Annotated in this window: 15 protein-coding genes; 11 read left to right on the forward strand and 4 right to left on the reverse strand. The window is 42.1% G+C overall.

The window, feature by feature from the left end:
- Nucleotides 1-11: 11 nt before the first annotated feature.
- The 6 genes from ACYQ2C_RS05390 to ACYQ2C_RS05415 all read left to right on the forward strand — a co-directional run bounded on the left by ACYQ2C_RS05390 (nucleotide 12) and on the right by ACYQ2C_RS05415 (nucleotide 5,280).
- The gene (locus ACYQ2C_RS05390) at nucleotides 12-374 is read left to right on the forward strand and encodes a GntR family transcriptional regulator (RefSeq protein WP_460100536.1); all 363 of its coding nucleotides are present in this window, start codon (nucleotides 12-14) and stop codon (nucleotides 372-374) included.
- A complete protein-coding gene (locus ACYQ2C_RS05395) occupies nucleotides 371-1,246 on the forward strand; it encodes an ABC transporter ATP-binding protein (protein ID WP_460100533.1) in 876 nt (291 codons plus the stop codon). The genes ACYQ2C_RS05390 and ACYQ2C_RS05395 overlap by 4 nt, the downstream gene beginning before the upstream one ends.
- Entirely contained in the window at nucleotides 1,243-2,202 is a 960-nt protein-coding gene (locus ACYQ2C_RS05400; protein ID WP_460100530.1) for a hypothetical protein, read from the forward strand. The genes ACYQ2C_RS05395 and ACYQ2C_RS05400 overlap by 4 nt, the downstream gene beginning before the upstream one ends.
- Before the next feature lie 42 nt (nucleotides 2,203-2,244).
- Nucleotides 2,245-3,462 carry a serine/threonine transporter SstT gene (gene sstT, locus ACYQ2C_RS05405; protein ID WP_460047285.1) on the forward strand — a complete coding sequence of 406 codons (1,218 nt, stop codon included), beginning with the start codon at nucleotides 2,245-2,247 and terminating at the stop codon, nucleotides 3,460-3,462.
- A gap of 323 nt (nucleotides 3,463-3,785) precedes the next feature.
- Complete coding sequence (locus ACYQ2C_RS05410; RefSeq protein ID WP_460047284.1) at nucleotides 3,786-4,301, forward strand: TIGR00645 family protein; 516 nt, start codon at nucleotides 3,786-3,788, stop codon at nucleotides 4,299-4,301.
- A 244-nt stretch (nucleotides 4,302-4,545) separates the two neighbouring features.
- Nucleotides 4,546-5,280, forward strand: coding sequence for a hypothetical protein (locus ACYQ2C_RS05415; RefSeq protein ID WP_460100527.1), 735 nt, complete (start codon nucleotides 4,546-4,548; stop codon nucleotides 5,278-5,280).
- Here ACYQ2C_RS05415 and pspF read toward each other — a convergent pair.
- Complete coding sequence (pspF, locus tag ACYQ2C_RS05420) at nucleotides 5,277-6,326, reverse strand: phage shock protein operon transcriptional activator (protein WP_460100524.1); 1,050 nt, start codon at nucleotides 6,324-6,326, stop codon at nucleotides 5,277-5,279. The two genes, ACYQ2C_RS05415 and pspF, sit on opposite strands and share 4 nt — an antisense overlap.
- Before the next feature lie 198 nt (nucleotides 6,327-6,524).
- On the opposite strand from pspF, the gene pspA reads away from it, so the two are divergent.
- The 3 genes from pspA to ACYQ2C_RS05435 are packed head-to-tail and all read left to right on the forward strand — an operon-like array spanning nucleotide 6,525 to nucleotide 7,927.
- Complete coding sequence (pspA, locus tag ACYQ2C_RS05425; protein WP_460047281.1) at nucleotides 6,525-7,199, forward strand: phage shock protein PspA; 675 nt, start codon at nucleotides 6,525-6,527, stop codon at nucleotides 7,197-7,199.
- 18 nt (nucleotides 7,200-7,217) lie between these two features.
- Nucleotides 7,218-7,472 carry an envelope stress response membrane protein PspB gene (pspB, locus tag ACYQ2C_RS05430; RefSeq protein ID WP_460047280.1) on the forward strand — a complete coding sequence of 85 codons (255 nt, stop codon included), beginning with the start codon at nucleotides 7,218-7,220 and terminating at the stop codon, nucleotides 7,470-7,472.
- Nucleotides 7,469-7,927, forward strand: coding sequence for a PspC domain-containing protein (locus tag ACYQ2C_RS05435; RefSeq protein WP_460047279.1), 459 nt, complete (start codon nucleotides 7,469-7,471; stop codon nucleotides 7,925-7,927). The genes pspB and ACYQ2C_RS05435 overlap by 4 nt, the downstream gene beginning before the upstream one ends.
- 223 nt (nucleotides 7,928-8,150) lie before the next feature.
- Here the strand turns inward: ACYQ2C_RS05435 and ACYQ2C_RS05440 are convergent, their stop codons facing one another.
- A complete protein-coding gene (locus tag ACYQ2C_RS05440) occupies nucleotides 8,151-9,920 on the reverse strand; it encodes a dipeptidase (protein WP_460047278.1) in 1,770 nt (589 codons plus the stop codon).
- Between the two features lie 530 nt (nucleotides 9,921-10,450).
- Here ACYQ2C_RS05440 and ACYQ2C_RS05445 point away from each other — a divergent pair.
- Nucleotides 10,451-15,550, forward strand: coding sequence for a tetratricopeptide repeat protein (locus ACYQ2C_RS05445; protein WP_460047277.1), 5,100 nt, complete (start codon nucleotides 10,451-10,453; stop codon nucleotides 15,548-15,550).
- Nucleotides 15,551-15,586: 36 nt separating this feature from the next.
- The gene (locus ACYQ2C_RS05450; RefSeq protein WP_460047276.1) at nucleotides 15,587-16,063 is read left to right on the forward strand and encodes a hypothetical protein; all 477 of its coding nucleotides are present in this window, start codon (nucleotides 15,587-15,589) and stop codon (nucleotides 16,061-16,063) included.
- A gap of 153 nt (nucleotides 16,064-16,216) precedes the next feature.
- Here the strand turns inward: ACYQ2C_RS05450 and fabI are convergent, their stop codons facing one another.
- Both fabI and ACYQ2C_RS05460 read right to left on the reverse strand, forming a co-directional pair.
- Nucleotides 16,217-16,987: an enoyl-ACP reductase FabI gene (fabI, locus tag ACYQ2C_RS05455; protein WP_460047275.1), complete on the reverse strand. Its 771-nt coding sequence runs from the start codon at nucleotides 16,985-16,987 to the stop codon at nucleotides 16,217-16,219.
- Nucleotides 16,988-16,996: 9 nt separating this feature from the next.
- On the reverse strand, nucleotides 16,997-18,112 hold the full coding sequence (locus ACYQ2C_RS05460; RefSeq protein WP_460047274.1) for an acetate/propionate family kinase: 1,116 nt from the start codon (nucleotides 18,110-18,112) through the stop codon (nucleotides 16,997-16,999).
- Nucleotides 18,113-18,120: the final 8 nt, after the last annotated feature.

Consider the following 18,120-nt stretch of genomic DNA (forward strand, 5'->3'; position numbering starts at 1 on the left):
GGAGCAGATTAATGCAGGAAAACTGGAACGATCAACAGCCTATTTATAGACAACTTAGGGATCGTGTTGCGGCTTTAGTAATGAGCGGACAAATCAAAGAAGGGGAATTTGTTCCTTCAGTTCGCCAAGTAGCCACCGAATCGCAAGTCAATCATTTAACCGTGAGTAAAGCCTATCAAGAACAGGTTGATGAAGGCGTCTTAGAGATGAAACGCGGCCGTGGCATGTGTGTGATGACAGGCGCCCAGGAACAATTGCAAAAGCTTGAACGCAGCAGATTTATTCAAGAACAACTGCCCGAATTCGCCAAAAAGATGCAGCAGTTGAATATTACCCCGCAAGAATTGATCGAACTGATTAAGGAAATACAATGACAAGTCCGGTCGTAAAAATTCGTAATCTGGAGAAGCATTACGGTCGCACACAAGTAGTCGACATCCCGCAGCTTGATATTGAACCCGGACGCATTGTTGGCTTAATTGGCCCAAACGGTGCCGGCAAAACCTCAACCATTCGCTGTTTACTGGGTCTTTCTCAATTTAAAGGTCAACTCGAAGTTTTGGGATTAAATCCCTATACAGATCGATCTAAATTATTAAAAGACGTTGCCTTTATCGCCGATACCGCTGTTTTACCGAAATGGATTAATACTCAGCAGCTGCTCGATTACATGGCCAAGGTACATCCGAATTTTAATATTGAAAAAGCCAAACGCTTTTTATCTCAAACCAATATTCGCCCAACGGCAAAGGTTAAAACCTTATCTAAAGGCATGATGACGCAATTGCACTTAGCCTTGGTTATTGCCGTTGAAGCAAAGCTCCTGTTATTGGATGAACCAACGCTTGGCTTGGATATTATTTATCGCCAGCAATTTTACGAGCAATTATTAAACGATTTTTTCGAAGAAGATCGCACCATTATTATTACTACCCACCAGGTCGAAGAAATCGAAACCATTCTTACCGATCTTATTTTTATCAACCAAGGTTCAGTGGTGTTAAACGTCGCGATGGACGATATTGCCTCTCGATTCGTTGAATTAACGGTTTCTTCCGATAACTATCAACAAGCAAAAGCGCTTAACCCCATTCGTGAGCGCTCAAATCTTGGCAATACCATCTTTACCTTTGAAGACACAGATCCACAATTACTCACAAATTTAGGCAGAATGAACACACCAAGCCTGTCAAATTTGTTCATCGCTAAATGCGCCCAAGATTCAGCCAAGGGAGTACAGTCATGAACACTTCCAGCTTTATTGCGCAACTAAAACGTGAGTATTGGGAATCGAAAGCCTGGTTAATTCTATTACCCACGATTCCCGCCGTACTCATCACATTGTTGATTATTTTAGTTTCACAAGTAGGTGAATTTGCTCAAATCGAAACCACACCGTCGATTCCGTTTGAAAGCTCACAGCAACCGCAAATTCTCGATTTTAGCATCGATGAAAACTCATCTACGTCAGATACCGACGACGAAAACGATGACTTCAATGTAGAAATTAACGTAGAAGCCAACGGCGGTGCTCGCATTGACTCGGTGCTACAACTGCTGATGGCCGTGGGTTGGTTTAATGCATTCTTCTACTTTCTAAGCTGTTTATATTCCGACCGTAAAGATTCGAGCATTTTGTTCTGGAAATCGCTACCCGTTAGCGACACCCAACAGGTTCTATCCAAGTTTACCTTTGGAATGGTTTCGTTTCCGATGGTCTCTATGGCCATTGGTTGGATACTGATGGTGGTACTCGTAGTTATTGATAACACCCTCATCGAGAGCTCAGGATTTAACCTAATTGAAGAACTTGAACCCAACAGAAACGTGTTTGTAGATTTTATTGTTGCACCCTTTGTTTTGTGGGGATTAACAGCGCTAAAATTTTTTCCTTTGGTAGCCATAGCCATGTTGGTATCGGCGGTATCGAAAAGATCGCCCTTTTTATGGTTGATCTTTCCGCTGTTTATCATCTCAATTATCGAACGCATATTTTTGCATTCAAACAATCTTCTGGATTGGTTTTTATCACACCTACCCGTGTTCGAAACCGAAGCCTTTAGTGAAATTTCCTCCGACCCTGTCGGATTTATGGATCGATATTATTTTTACGGTGCAGCAGTACTTGTTCGTGATACGGTTTTAAGTGTCATAATAATCGCCTTGTGCATATGGCTGCGCAAAAATCGATTTGAAATTTAGCGGTGGGACCTAGTTGTTCCCAGTGCAACACCGAGGAACAACATGGAACACCAAGCGACATCTAAAGGCGAATTTTTCAGCAGATATTTAATTGCTTTAATTGCAACGGGCATCGTGCTCGGAGCAGTAATAGGCAGTCTGGCGCCGAGCGTCGGCATTGCCCTTGGGTTATTGGGCGAATTGTTTGTTGGTGCTCTGCGTGCCGTCGCCCCCATTCTGGTATTCACCCTATTACTAACGGCGATTGCCACGCGCTCAAAAGACAGCAGCCTTAAATTCGGACCAATACTAACGCTCTACATTATAGGTACCCTGAGCGCGGCCTTTATCGCCGTAGTTCTCAGCCTACTCTTTCCTTCAGAACTGGTTCTAAACAACTCCGCCGGTGATATCAATCCACCCAGTGACGTTCAACAGGTACTTAGAAACCTTCTGTTTCGCATTGTCGACAACCCCAATAACGCCTTGGTGACAGGGAACTACATCGCCCTAGTTGCTTGGGCAGTAGCACTTGGCTTTGCCCTTCAAGGGGCAGCAGACAGTACCAAAAGAGTCATTAGCGACTGCGCACAAGCCATCGCAACCTTAACCCGCTGGGTTATTCGCTTCGCGCCCTTGGGCGTTTTCGGCCTTGTGTGTAAAACCGTGGCGCAAACGGGCTTGGGAGCCATGACTAACTTTATCCATCTGCTGTTCGTTTTATTGGCAGCGATGTTAATAGTCGCACTCATCGTGAATCCACTTATCGTCTTTGTAAAACTGAAACGCAATCCCTATCCATTGATTTTTACCTGCTTAAAAGAAAGCGGAATTACCGCGTTTTTTACCCGCAGTTCTGCGGCCAATATTCCAGTTAACCTAGAATTGTGTCGCCGATTAAAACTCGACGAAGAACTGTATTCCGTATCGATTCCGCTCGGTGCTAACGTCAATATGGCCGGTGCCGCAATCACCATCACCGTAATGACGTTAGCCGCCGTTAATACTCTAGGCATTGAAGTAAGCTTTATTTCAGCACTTTTACTGAGTGTAATCGCCGCGGTATCAGCCTGTGGCGCCAGTGGTGTGGCAGGTGGATCTCTATTGTTGATTCCCTTAGCGTGTAATCTTTTCGGTATCAGTGGCGATGTAGCGAGCCAAGTCATCGCCATTGGCTTTGTCATTAGCGTTATTCAAGATTCCGCCGAAACTGCACTTAACAGCTCTACCGACGTTGTGTTTACCGCAGCCTGCTCCAAAAGCAACGAAATCCCATCTTAAAAAAATCTACCAATAAAACAAACGGCAGTTGCACGAAAGTAACTGCTGTTTTTGCCTCGATTTTGCACAAATCCCAACAAAACCGTCATGAGAATAGAATAAAGATTTATTAGTCTTTATCACCAGCACAAAGCTAAGATATGGGAATCATTTGTGCTTAACAAATGACACCATTGGAAGCTCTGACTAACTCATCCATGATTTAATCAGAGGAAAAGTTGAAAAGACGATTTTCAACTTATTCAGAATTTCAATCACGCACCGTTTTTGAAATTGGCAGCACATCTTTGTGTTGCTAAAAACTAAGCACTAGGAATTAAGTAATGAAAGCTGTTGAACTGTTTATTGAAGCCATCATATTTAGAAGCCGCTGGTTATTGGCGCCATTTTTTCTCGGTCTCATTCTCGCTACCATTGCTTTGCTCGTTAAATTTATGAAGGAGCTGTACGTCCTTGCATCGCAACTTCTAAGTCTAACCTCGGCCGATGTTATTATTTCAATTCTAACCTTGGTTGATACCACACTCATTGCAAGCCTACTGTTCATCATAATATTAAGCGGCTACGAAAGCTTCGTATCTAAAATTGATTTTTACGATCACGAAGATCGCCCTTCTTGGATGGGCAAAGTCGGATTTTCAGAACTAAAACTGAAACTCATTGGCGCCATTGTGGCCATTTCTGCCATCGAACTGCTAAAGGCCTTTGTAGATGGATCTGCGACTAATCAGGAAATTGCTTGGAAAATTGCCATCCATATGACCTTTGTGGTCTCAGGCGTACTGTTCGCCATCACCGACTATATCTCTGCCAGAAAAAACAAAGATGACAAACACTAAACCGCCGTACTTTTAAAAACCTTCAAATTTATTTTAAAATAAATCCTTCTCTAAAGCGCCTCAAATAATGTCGAGGCGCTTGCCGCCCCAAATTTCCTGTCTTAAAGCAACTTCCCGCCAAAACATTTAAAAGACTTTAGATCTCAGTCTTGAGTGTGTCTACAAACAACTTAAATGCGATTGTAGAACTTATCTCTAACGCTAGTATTGCGGAGGTTATTACCCTCGAATTCAGGATAGAAAAATGAAAACACGCTCTCAAATCATCATATTATCGTCACTGGTGATAACTAATCTCGCACTTGCTAATAATGTTCGAATACCCAATGAATTTATGATGAAAATAAACCCAGAAAACTTTACTCAAAATCTGGATCAATCCAACAGGAATGAAAATTATCACAGCATAGATGTAGATAACACTTGTCTCGCAGTCAACTCAGATGAAAATAGATTTATTTATAAAACCTGTGACGCAGGAGATCTAACCCAACACTTCAGATATGAGCAGGGAAGATTAAAAAACTCTTTCGATCAATGTTTAACTAATTTAGATCAAGAACAAAGAACAGAGCGCACATCATTTTGTACAGACACTAGAACATTAATCCGCAAACGAACATCTTACCGATGGACAGTTAATTTCAATAGTTGTACACAAAATTCAAATCAAGTATGGCAAATAGAAACTTCTAGTTTGGGGGACGTTATCTTCAAGCAAGATGACGAATGCCTAGCATTCACAGGCGAGAGTTTTAGGCAAGAAGTTGGTTGTAATTTTGATCTCTACTGCTATACGAACAGTGGTGGCAATGAAGTATGTGAATACCTCAATTCTGTAGTTGGTGACGTGGATTTTGAGGATTTCAGAACCCGAACAAGATCTTGCGAATTAGATTTAACATATGGATTAGAAAATCCAGATGGAAGCATCCTCGTCATAGAAAAATTAATCCCAATAGTCGTCCCAATACTCTAGTTAAACCTTCTCCAAAGCACGCGAAATTGATCGTAGCTTAACCCCAAAATACTTGCGGCTCGGCCTTGGTGATGTTGTGCCAATTCCATTGCTGCGAGTATTTGTTGTTTTTCCCAATTTTCCCTTCTGCCTTTAAAATCTCTGAGGCTTTCTTCGGAAATTTTTTCAGGTATTGTTTCTTGAATTATTTTCTGTGACTTTTCAGATTCTTGAATTTTTCTTTTTGCTAAATCGACATCATTTGCTGCATTGATTTTGGTGTTTTTCCAAGGCGATTGGAATGGATCAAGATTAATTTCAGATATTGGTTCTTCAGGGTTTTTACAGCGAAATAAAGATCGCTCAACAACATTTTTAAGTTCACGAATATTTCCGGGCCAGGAATACTGTAATAATTGCTGTTGCACGGCTTCGCTAAAACCCGGGAAAAAATCCCAGTCCAGCTGACGAACAAAGCTTACGGCAAAGTGTTCTGCCAACAGTAAAATATCGTCCTCACGCACTCGCAATGGCGGCGTATGAATTACATCAAAAGCGATACGATCCAACAGGTCGTTTCGAAACTCGCCCTTTTCTGCCATGGAATGTAAATTACCGTGAGTAGCACCAATGATTCTACCTCGGGTTACCAAGGTTTTTTGGCCACCCAATCGCTCGAACTCTCCGTATTCTAAGACTCGTAAAAGCTTTTCTTGTATTCGCAAAGATAGAGTTGCGATTTCGTCTAAAAATAACGTGCCCTCACCAACTCGCTCGAAGTATCCGGGTTGCGAACGAATCGCTCCGGTAAATGATCCCGCTTCATGGCCAAACAAGGTGGATTCGACCAGTGTTTCAGATAGCGCAGCACAGTTGACTTTGATGAAGGGTTCTTCCCAGCGAGGCGATAAGAAGTGCGTTCTGTGAGCCATTAGTTCTTTACCAGATCCGCGCTCACCCAGTATCAACACAGGCCGATCAAGAGTAGCCAAACGAGAGGCTTGGTCTAGGGCATCCAGATAATAACGACTTTGACCAATGGATTGTTGTTTTCGATCTTCTTGCATGGCTAATAACACCAAATATTGGTTTTGAACTGGGTTTATTTAACCAAATAATTAGAGAGAAAATCAAAGCAAGTTGAAAAAAACCCAACAAATCCTTTTAAATCAATCAGTTAACAAAATTGGCACAAAGTCAGCTATATATCGAATACAAAAATAGGAAAGACAGAAATTACTCATAATTTTCAGGAGATAGAACACATGGGCATCTTTTCACGCTTCAGTGACATAGTACAAGCCAACATCAACAGCATGCTCGATCGCGCGGAAGATCCAGAAAAAATGATCCGCTTGATGATCTCAGAGATGGAAGAAACCTTAATTGAGGTCAGAAGCTCAAGTGCGCGCATTATTGCCGACAAGAAAGCGGCTCAACGTCGCTTAGATAACATGAACGACGACTCTGAAGAGTGGGAACGTCGCGCTAAACTTGCACTAAGTAAAGATCGAGAAGACTTAGCGCGAGCAGCGTTGTCTGAGAAACAAATCATCAAAGATGAAATTGCGCTAATTGAAAAAGATTTGCAAAATTTGGAAGAGCATCTCACCAAACTGGATGTTGAGATTTCACAATTGCAGTCAAAACTTGATGATGCGAAAGCTAAAGAAAAAACCTTAAAAATGCGCCAAGAAGCCACCAGCGCTCGCTACAAAACCAAACGCCAAAACGAGCGCTCCGATATTGAAGATGCATTTTCTAAATTCGAACGTTTTGAGAAAAAACTCGATAAATACGAAAGTGAATTAGAAGCCATGGATTTAGGTAAAGATAAATCAGGTAATTTACATCAGCAATTTGCTAATTTAGAGAATGACGACAAGTTAACGGAAGAAATTAATCGTCTTAAAAAAGAAGTTAACAATAACAACATTTAATTAGGGAGCCCGGTACCCATGTCATTCACGTCATTTTTATTCGTGCCAACAATCTTATTTATGATTTTTGTGGCACCACTTTGGATAATTTTTCATTACAAGAGTAAGCGAAAAGAGGAAACCGGGCTTTCCGAACACGAACGACTACAACTCGAAGAGCTTTTAGTCAAACTCGACAAGATGTCAGACAGAATTAAAACGTTAGAAGAAATATTAGATGATCGTCATGGTAGCTGGCGGTCAAAATCGGACAAGGAGAGATACCACTCATGAGCAGGTGTTCTGATAATAAATTCCAATGTTGGAAAGAAAAGAAAGCACACGGCTATAACCGCAATCTATATCGCAACAAACGCGACGGAAAAATATTCGGGGTGTGTGCCGGCATTGCCGACCATTTAAATATGGATCACTGGGTAATGCGAGTATTGGTTTTAGGTTCGTTTTTTATTCTTGGCCCACTGACATTTTGGGCATACATCACCGGCGCCATTGTCTTGTCAAAGCGTCCCGAGCAGTGGACCCCGGAAACCGAATACGATGAAGAACGCGGGCATTTTCGAGAAAAAACCATTTTTAAACACTCGAAACCAGCGCCACAAAGATTGAGGGTTGCAAGAGAGAAAATGGATATGGCGTTAAAAAGAATCGAAAAGATCGAGCGCTATGTAACTTCATCGCGATACGACCTAGACAAACAGTTTGCCGACATGGAGAGAGGTAAGTAATACCTCTCTGCCAATAAAAGTATCACTATAAATTCGGCATTTTAGGGACAATAAATTTAGGGGTGGGCCATGCGATACTTCGAAGGTGTTGTTATTGCAGTAATGGTATTGTCATCAAGCCTTTTTTATTTAATTGAAAATACCAATTTTCGCTGGCAAGTGACATTGATGGACGTCACCATTGAGGTTTCGAATCAATTTCACTCACCAGCGCAAGATACGATTAGTTTAGCTGTTCAAGCTGACCAACTCGCATCATCATTTCTGTTACCACCTGCAAATCCAACAAAAATTGGTAATCCGTTTTAAATTCATTGGCGTTGTGACCGGTATATTTTGTACCGGGCTCAGCCAAACCAAATTGCACTCCGTTTGGCAAATAATGAACAGAGGTAGCACCGGCAGAAGAAGAAAACTCTCTCGGTAAATTTAGGTTTTCGGTCGCAACGTCCAACAATGCATTTACCCAACGACCCTGCGGATTACGGTACATGGGTTCAGCGATAGAAATATCTAAATTCATTGGCGTCTTGGTCGTTTCTTGCCACTGACCAACCTTCTCAAGAATCTCTGCTTTTAAATAATCAGGCTTTTTACCAACCGGCACACGAAGATTAGTGGCGATTTTCATTTCAGCATCATCAACACTAACATAAGTGAGCGATGTGGTAAGTGGGCCCATAAATTCATCAGAAAAACCAATATTTAATTTGCCGCCCAAATAATTTAATCCCCAGTTTGAAGCCGCATATTCGGCAGCATCAATAATATGATTTTGCTTTACAGGAAGCTGGCCGTTAAGTCGATTTAACAACAGCATCATTCGAGAAACAGGGTTTACGCCAGAGCCAGGATCTGATGAATGCGCCGAAACGCCTTTTACTTTCAACAGAATTTGATCGTTGACAATATCAACATCAATCGAGAAATTACTGCCGTATTCTTTAACGAAAACCTGGGCCTGCTGATTTAACACTTCGCGAGTGGCAACCAAGTCATCGGCAAGAATTGTGGCAATAGACTCACGGGGAATTTGATTGGTTGCTAAGCCACCGGTAACCTTGATGACTTCCATACCTTTACCGGTAGCGGTTCGCGCGGGAAAACTCGCCATTACGGTGCCATAGCCTTTTTCAGCAATAACAACGGGATAACCGCCATCTAGAGCCAAGTTATAGTCTGGTGTTGGGTGTCTTTCAAAATAATAAGGAATAGCGGTAGAAGAAGTTTCTTCTGTGGTATCAACCAATAACCGGAAGGTTCTATTAAGCTTAATGCCTTCTTCTTGGATGACTTTCATCGCGTATAAAGTTACAACGATGCCGTTTTTATCGTCTTCGGCGCCACGGCCGTACATACGATCGCCAATTTTGGTTAATTTAAACGGATCAAGCTTAGTACCATCTTCTAAAACCCAGTTATCTGGATTAACCGGAACCACGTCGCCGTGAGCGTGAATACCCACCAACTCTTCGCTCGTGCCCGGCAGGGTAATCTCGTAAACACGATTATCAACGTTCTTAAACGCTAAACCAAAGTCGGTAGCAAGCTCTTCAATGCGCTTAGCAAGTTCATGAAAATTGGGGTTGTCGTGCTGCTCGTACCGGCTGTCACGGAATGTTGGAATAGCAACCAATTCGGCCAATGTTTCAACCGCTTGCTTGCCGTATTTAATACGTGTGTATACGCCTAAAAGGCGCTGAATTTCATGACTTTGCTCTTCGGAGAGCGCTTTGCCACGACGATATAAACTGAGTGTTTTTTTTAGCTCAGGATTTGATTTGGCCAATTCTGATTTTTGAACCGATTTTAAAAACTTATTAAACGAATCAAAGGATTTCTCATGCTGCGCAACAATAAGTTCCTGAACAGTTTGGCTTGGTAACAAGGTTTCTGCACTTGCTTGGGCAATTGGCTGACAAAAGGCCGACACCAATATACCGGATAATATCAACGGTTTACGCATAAACTGACGACTTAATAATCTCTTCATAAAACTCTCAAAATCTCACGTTTAAACTAAAAGCTCCTAGAGCCATAACATGTGTATGCTACTCGAATATAACCCGACGAATTAACCCTCAACCATCGGATTTGTGACAACTTCTGAATGAGTTGTTTCACAATTTTTTATGCGTTTTAAACCGCATATTGAGTATGGTAAATGCGGGGCATAACCACGGCTGTTAAAACAGTGTCACTAATGAGTATGGATACACGTTGCAGATGAGACGAAAACACGGTCTGCAAGCACAATAGACGCAACCAAACGATTTTAATAACAAAGCAGACTAAAGAAACTTCTGATTAACTCCTCTATGAATTAATCAGACGACAGAAATTGACAATGCGATTTCCGATTTCCTGACAATTTCAATCACTTACCGTTCTTGAAATTGGCGAGACATCCTTGCAACACTGGAAGCTCTCGGTTAATCAGAGTTTCCTAAGCTTTTAATATTGAAATAACCTTAACTGGCTAACTCAGTCAAATACGATCAAACATTAAGTATTAGATGTACTATGAACCCTTCTGACCCAACACGAGCGACTCACAGTAATCACGGCGATAACCATGATTTCTACATCAGCCAAAAGCGGCTATTTGAACAGGGTTCAATGCAATTACTGCTGGCCAACCTGCTCCAACTCTACGGCCACATAAACCAGTGTCATGACCCAGAAAACCTAGCACTCGCCATTAAAGCGTTATCGAACCTAGGTTTAACCCGAGATGCCTCCGCCCTGTTTTGGCGTAGTTGGCGACGCTTGAATAAACCCGACGTACTGGCGGATTTCTATTACCACCATCTACGTCGTAGAGGCAGTCATTGGCAAGCACTTTTAGAAGTGAAAGAGCACCTGCACAACGCCGAGTTACCCAATAAAATCCGCAGCGACCTGTGGATAACCCAAGCCGAGCTATTGGCAACCTATCGCGATTTCACCGGCGCCGAAGAGGCGCTAGATACCGCCGAAAAATTCGACATCAGTCGGTGGTCGAAGGTGAGTCGTGCGTACCTTAAACTCGACGCCGATTTACCCAGCGAAGCTCTCGCTATTTGCAAAAACCTGCTCGCCGTAGAACCCAACTATCGACCTGCTATTCAGTTCGCCGCGCACATTTATCATCAACTAGGTGACAGTAATTCCGCCATTAGCTTGCTTGAAAACGCGGTAATAACCAGTGATATGCAGGTGCGCATGCAATCGTTCTCCACGTTTTCACAACTCATTTATTTGTACATCGAACAAAAAAAATATTCAAAAGCGGAACACGCCTTAACCCTATTAAAAACATTTGTTTTGAATCCGCCACAATATTGGCAAAATTTCGTCGATCAAATCGAGGCTGATTTATTATGTGCTCAACAAAAATACGAAGACGCTATTAAATATCTCAGCCCCGTACATTTATTTACCCAAACCATTTCTGAAAGAATTAAAGCGAATTCACAAAACACGCAACAGCGTCAAGCGGGCAACCGCACCGTTTTAGAAACCCCTTACGAGCGCCAGAACTATTTAACCTGTGCCCCGGCAAGCTTAACAACAGTTGCCAATTATTTTGGCGCAAACGTCAAACAACAAGATGTCATTGATGAAATTTGCTACGCAGGCACACCCGATATTGACGAGCGCCGCTGGGCAAGAGATCAGGGTTGGCTGGTTAAAGAATTCGAATTAAATCGCGAAACCGCAGTAAAACTGATTGATGCCCAAATACCCTTTTTATTTTGCACCGTTGAACCTGGAATGGGACACCTTCAAGTATTGGTTGGTTACGATGAAGCCACCGAAACCTATATTATTCGCGACCCAAATTATCCACGTTTACGAGAAACGCTTATTGGTATAACTGAGGATTATTATGCATCAAGCGGGCCGCGCTGCATGGTAATGATTCCACCGGAACTATATTCGCGAATCGAAAATATAACGCTGCCAGCTTCGGAGTTATACGACCATTATTTTGAATTAAAATTGGCGTTAGATAATCACCAACGCGCGAATGCCTACCAAGCCTATCGAAAAATGCTGACCATTGATGCCGAGCATCGACTCACTTTATTTGCCAAAAGAGCTTTAGCGAGTTACGATTTTGACGATAAAAAGTTAAGCATCATCAACGATCAATTGCTTGAGCGATATCCAAACGATGTTAATTTAATTTTAGCAAAAGCAGGAAATATCGCTTATTTAAAAGGCACCCAGGAGCTTTTAAAATTCCTAGAGCCTTACACTCAACAAGCAAACTGTCATTATTTGATATTAAATCAGTATTTGGAATATTTCCGCCGCGACGCACGCTACCGAAAAGACGCCGAAAAATCCGCGCAAAAATTATTAAAATACTACGGCGCTCAAGCGAATATACTTACCACCTGCGCCAGTTTATTTTGGGAGAGCGACCAAAAAGAGCTCGCCTGTGAAGCCTTTCGATTAGCGACCTGCCTTGAAGATAAGCAAGAACAATACGCTCACAATTATTTTGTGACCGCGCAAAAACTAAAAAAGACTCAAACCGCATTGGATTTTTTGCAGTCCAGATTCGATCAATTTCAGCATAAATCGTCCGGCCCGGCCTTGTCTTTATATTCTGCACTCGCGGCCATAAACCGCGAACAAGATGGTTTGGAAATACTGAACAAAGCCGTTGTAGCGCGACCCGGTGATGGGTATTTACTAATTCAAGCGGCAGAAAAGCACCTGCAAGTTGGTCAGCACAAAGAATGCCTTGAACTTCTTAAAAAAGCCGAACCTGTTGCAAACCGTTTAGAATATTTGCAAACCCTTGGGGCCTACTACACATTTATTCACGACTATGACGGCGCCTTAAAAGCCATCGATGAACTTCTCGTTTACGAGCCATTAAATCGCAAAGCCTATCTCAATAAAATAACATTGCTAAAAAACCAAGGTAAAAGCGCGGATGTAAAAATATTCGTGAATGAACTGCTAAAGTCATTCCCCGACAATCTAGGAGTCTTGGCTACCGGTTATCAAATAACCGATAAAATGGACCATGAACAGAGACGCGAAATACTCAGCACCATTACTCAAAAACACCCAGAAGACCCTTGGGCGTATATCGAATTATCGCAGCTTTATGTTGACAATAACGATTTAAACCAAGCGCTATTATACGCCCAAGAAGCCGTTAAGGTTGCACCGCAAAGGGCCTATAACTATGTGCAACTGGGCAGAGCGTATTTACAACAACTCGCTTACGAACAAGCGCAACATGCCCTTAAAAAAGCCATTGAGCTGTCCGCAGACGAAACCGAGGCCTTTGATTTACTCTTAGCTACGTGCCGAACTCAAACGGAAGAAAAAGAATCCTTCACGTTTATTTTGACTCAATTGATGACGCAAACTACAGAAGGTTACGGTGTACTTCGTTATTTAGAATTAGCCTTAAATTACCTAGATTACAAAGAAATTGCGTTATTTTTAAAACAAGCCCTAAACGAAAGACCAGATCTGTGGCAAGTTTGGATTGCGAATGCACGCTTTCGCGTAAAAACCGGAGAACAATCATTAGCGCTTGAGCTCTTAAATTCGGCAACTGAACGCTTTCCACTAAACAGCACCGTGTTTTATTTAGCCGCAGAATCCTGTGTTGAAATTAACAATCTCACAGAAGCTGAAGCCTATTTAAACCAAGCTCTCATTGTCAATCCATTGTATGCATCTGCTATTAATTTATTATCCGATGTTTTGCTGGCCACAGATCGTATCAGTAAGGCCATTGATCTGTTAGAAAATCACTTAAAACGCCAACCGCACGATTACCCCAGTTATGCATACCTTGCTGATATTTATTTGCAAAATCAACAAAAGCAAATTGCCTGCGAAAAACTGCATCAAGCACTTGAAATAGAACCAGAATACGCGTGGGCCTGGCAAAAACTGGCCTTGCTTGCCGAAAATAATGCCGAATTGGTGAAAATTCAAAACAAACTCACCGAGGTCAGAAAAAGTCGGCCCGGCTCCACACAATTGGCGTTATCACAAGCGAATATTGAAAAAAATATCGACGCTAAGCTGGATATATTACGTGATTTTCTTCAACGCTATCCTCACAACGCAGACGTCGCCATACGCTATTGCGAAGAATTAATTAATAAAGATTACATAGAACAAGCACAGCAATTTATAGAACAAGAATATTGGCGAGAAAACCAGCTGGCCGACATTCAAATAATACGCGCACAATTAAACTACCAAACCAAACAACCCGATTTAGCTTTTGCGATTTTAGAAGATCTATTATCAAAAAATCCCAGCCACAGACGCGCTTGGGAAGTATTACTTACGTTCTACAGTAACGAAAAAAATACTCAAAAGGCCGTCTTTTGTGCCGATAAATATTCTGATTTGATCAGAACAGAAGCCGAGAACATCGCCTACATTGGGGTTTTATTAAATCGAACTTCGGCGCAAGCACAAACCGTTGAAAAATATTACCAACATGCGTTGGAGCTAAATCGCACCAGCGGCTATATTTTTGAAAACTACAGTTCGTTCTGTTTTGATCAATTAAACGCTCTAACATCTGAGAACAACACGCAGCCAAAAGAAGAATTAGAATCTAATAAAAAGCATTGGATAGCGGTACTGAGAGATATGCTTGCCAACGCTGTGAATATGACAGAACAACCCTGCTTTTTATGGGCCACTATCAGATTGGCAACCTATGAACCAACTGAATTTGATGCATTAAGCTGCTGGGACAAATTACTCGGTAATACACGTTGCAGTTATTATTATCTGAGTAACACATGGAATGATCTTAACTCCTTAAAACTTCAAGATGCAGCGATTACGGTCATAGAGAATCGAGTTCATAACAACTTGGATATTGCCGCCGATGCGGGTGTACTCTGGGCCGATGGTACAATAAAGTCTAAAGGACTTTCGGCTTTCGAGAAAAATCTCCCTAAAAGACCAATACTGTCGGACTTTGATCACAGAGTGCTGGAAGGCTATCTTAGATACAAAATATCAAACTTGTCTTCAGTGCCCGAAAAAATCCTAACTCAATTTAATCAAGCTTTTGCCGACGACGCTACAAATTGGAGCCTTCTCGGTGAGCTGTATGCGCGAATGGATCAATGGTATTCGTGCAAACAATGGATGAGGGGTTATAAGAAGTTTTCAGAAATAAGCGCGCGAACACTTTATATTTACGGATTATCAGAATTACACACCAACCAATGGCAAACCGGCAAAGCCATTATTCGCGAGTCGGCACAATTGGAGCGAGATGACTTCTACGAGGATATTCTGTGTTGGATATTATTGTTTGACGTTTTGGAAGGTAAAACTGTTGATTATTCGCAATTGGATAATGTCGATTATTCTTATTTAAGCAGCTACAGCCAATACATTTACACATTGTTGCACGCAATTGAAAAGGTAGACAACGGCAATCTAGAATCTACATTTAGCAGTATCAGCCATTTACTTAGAAATGCTCAAGCCAGCTACCAAAATATAACGGGCGCCAGCGCTGCTGTAATGATTAAAGAACACGCCCGCCGCTATCTAGAGTCGAAAATCACCAGTACCGCACCAATATCGTGGTATTGGCGATGGCGGCTGGGCAATCATTTTTAATTAACGTTAAAAGACCGTTACATAGAGGATAAAAACATGAGAGCTATGCAATATATAACCTTTGTTTTTTGCGCACTAATTTCTCTGCATCTACACGCAAGTGAGAATATTACCAAAAAAGACATTCTGAAAATAATTCATGAAGTTGAAGCGGCGGCAAAATCACACAACGTCGAGGCCATTGTTAAGCATTTTAGTACAGACGCTAAAATCACTCTGAATTTTCCAGCCGAACTTGGCGGTACGCAGGTTTTGAGCGTTTCAGAATACAGTGCTTTATTGCGTGATGGCTGGAGTTTACCCGCCGAATTTAAATATGATGTCAAAGATATTCAAATTGAAATTAGTAAGGATCAAAAAACCGCTACCGCAACCGATATCGTCTACGAATCTATAGAGATACCTGGACAATTTAAAATTAAATCCAAATCATTCGAACAAGTGAAATTTGGATTATTTAACGGCGCCGTACTCATTACAGATTTGAGTGGAAAAACCGAAATCCAACAGTAGGAATCTCTGATTAACTCATCCATGACGTAATCAGAGTGCAGAGATTAAAAACGCGAGTTCCAAATTTTTAACAATTCCAAGCTCTTACAGGCCTAGAAGTTGGCAACGCATCCCTGATTAAATTTTCCATCAATCAATCGGGGATCTTTCTATTTAATCGACGATCTCGTAACCACCATCAATATAATGTATGCCGCCGGTCACAGCCTTAGCGCCATCGCTTACTAAGAACGCCGCGAATGAGCCGATATCGTCTAAATTAAGAGGTTTATGCAAAGGCGATTTATTGACAAACTCGGTTAATAAACTGTCGAACTTTTCAATACCCGACGCGGCGCGAGTATGAATAGGCCCCGGAGAAATTGCATTAACCCGAATGTTATTTTTACCCAATTCAGCGGCCAAATAGCGCACCGTTGATTCTAAAGCGGCTTTAACGGGGCCCATTAAATTGTAGTGATTTACCACCTTCTCAGAACCGTAATAGGTTACCGTCAATAAACTTCCACCGTCTTTCATTAAGGGTTCTGCACGTTTAGCCATGCGAATAAAGGAATGGCAAGAAATGTCCATAGCCTGCAAAAAGCCCGCACAACTGCTGTCAACCACGCGCCCTTGCAAATCGTCTTTGGGCGCGAAGGCGATGGCGTGTAGCATAAAATCGAGTTCACCCCAGCGCTTTTCAATATCTGCAAATACGGCATCCATTTGTGATTCGTCGGTAACATTCAATGGCAGTATTGACGCCGCATTTAATTGCTCGGCCAAGGGTCTTACGTATTTTTCGGCTTTTTCATTTAAATAGGTAACAGCCAAATCGGCACCGGCGCCGTGAAAAGCCTGCGAACATCCCCACGCAATGGACTCTTGGTTAGCAATGCCAACCACTAAACCTTTTTTACCGTTTAAATCTATGATGCTCATATCGCCCTCTTAGAATTGTTCGCCAATGGTTGTTAAGGTCTGCTTAGCCAGCATCCACTCTTCGTTGGTTGGAATTACATAAATACCTAACTGACTGCTGGCTGCATGTATTTGCGTTTGGTTCAGCTGGTTTTTATCGGTATCGATAGTAGCACCTAACCATTGTAGGCTTTCGATAATTTTCGCGCGCACTAAGGCGCTGTTTTCGCCAATACCACCAGTAAAAATAATGCCGTCAATGCCATTAAGTGCCGGAATTAATCCAGCCAGTTTTTGGGCGGCACGAAAACAAAATAAATCCAACGCTTCTTTCGCGCGCTCGTCGTTTGAAGCTTCTAATTCCCTCACATCACTGCTGATTTCTGACACACCTAAAAGACCAGATTGTTTATAAAGCAGTGTTTCAATTTGTGAAATATCGAGCTGCTTTGCCTGGGCAAGATACAGAACCACTCCAGCGTCCAACTCGCCACAGCGCGTGCCCATCATCAAGCCATCAAGAGCGGTAAAGCCCATGGTTGTGGTAACACTTTTACCGCCCTTCATGGCACACATGCTGGCACCATTGCCTAAATGCGCTACTACCAATTTTTCTCGATGCTCGGCCAGCACATGCTGTTCAATGACGGTACTGATGTAATGATAGGACAAACCGTGAAAACCGTAGCGCAAAACGCCTTCTCGGGCCAGCGAGCGTGGTAGCGCGAACAGTTTATATAACGGCGACTGAGTGGCATGAAAGGCCGTATCAAAACACGCGACTTGTGGAATATCTGAATAGTGCCCAGCAATAAACTCCACCGCCGAGAGCTCCGCGGGTAGGTGCAGCGGTGCTAGGGGTATCAACTCATGCAATTTATCGGTAATAGCTTCATCTAATCGAATGGGTTGAACAAACTCTTCGCCACCATGAACCAATCGATGACCAATCATTTTTATAGTTCTGTGGCCGTGATTTTCTTCTATATGTGTTATTAAATCCTCAAGGGATTTTTCAAGAGGGTTATGATGCTCACGATCGAATTCAATTTTACCGTGCTCAGCCGGAATTAAATCCGGCAATTCGTAAACCGAAAACTTTAAATTCGATGAACCCGCATTGAGTGTTAATAATACGTTCGACATAAATATAT

Source organism: Sessilibacter sp. MAH3 (assembly GCF_054658275.1).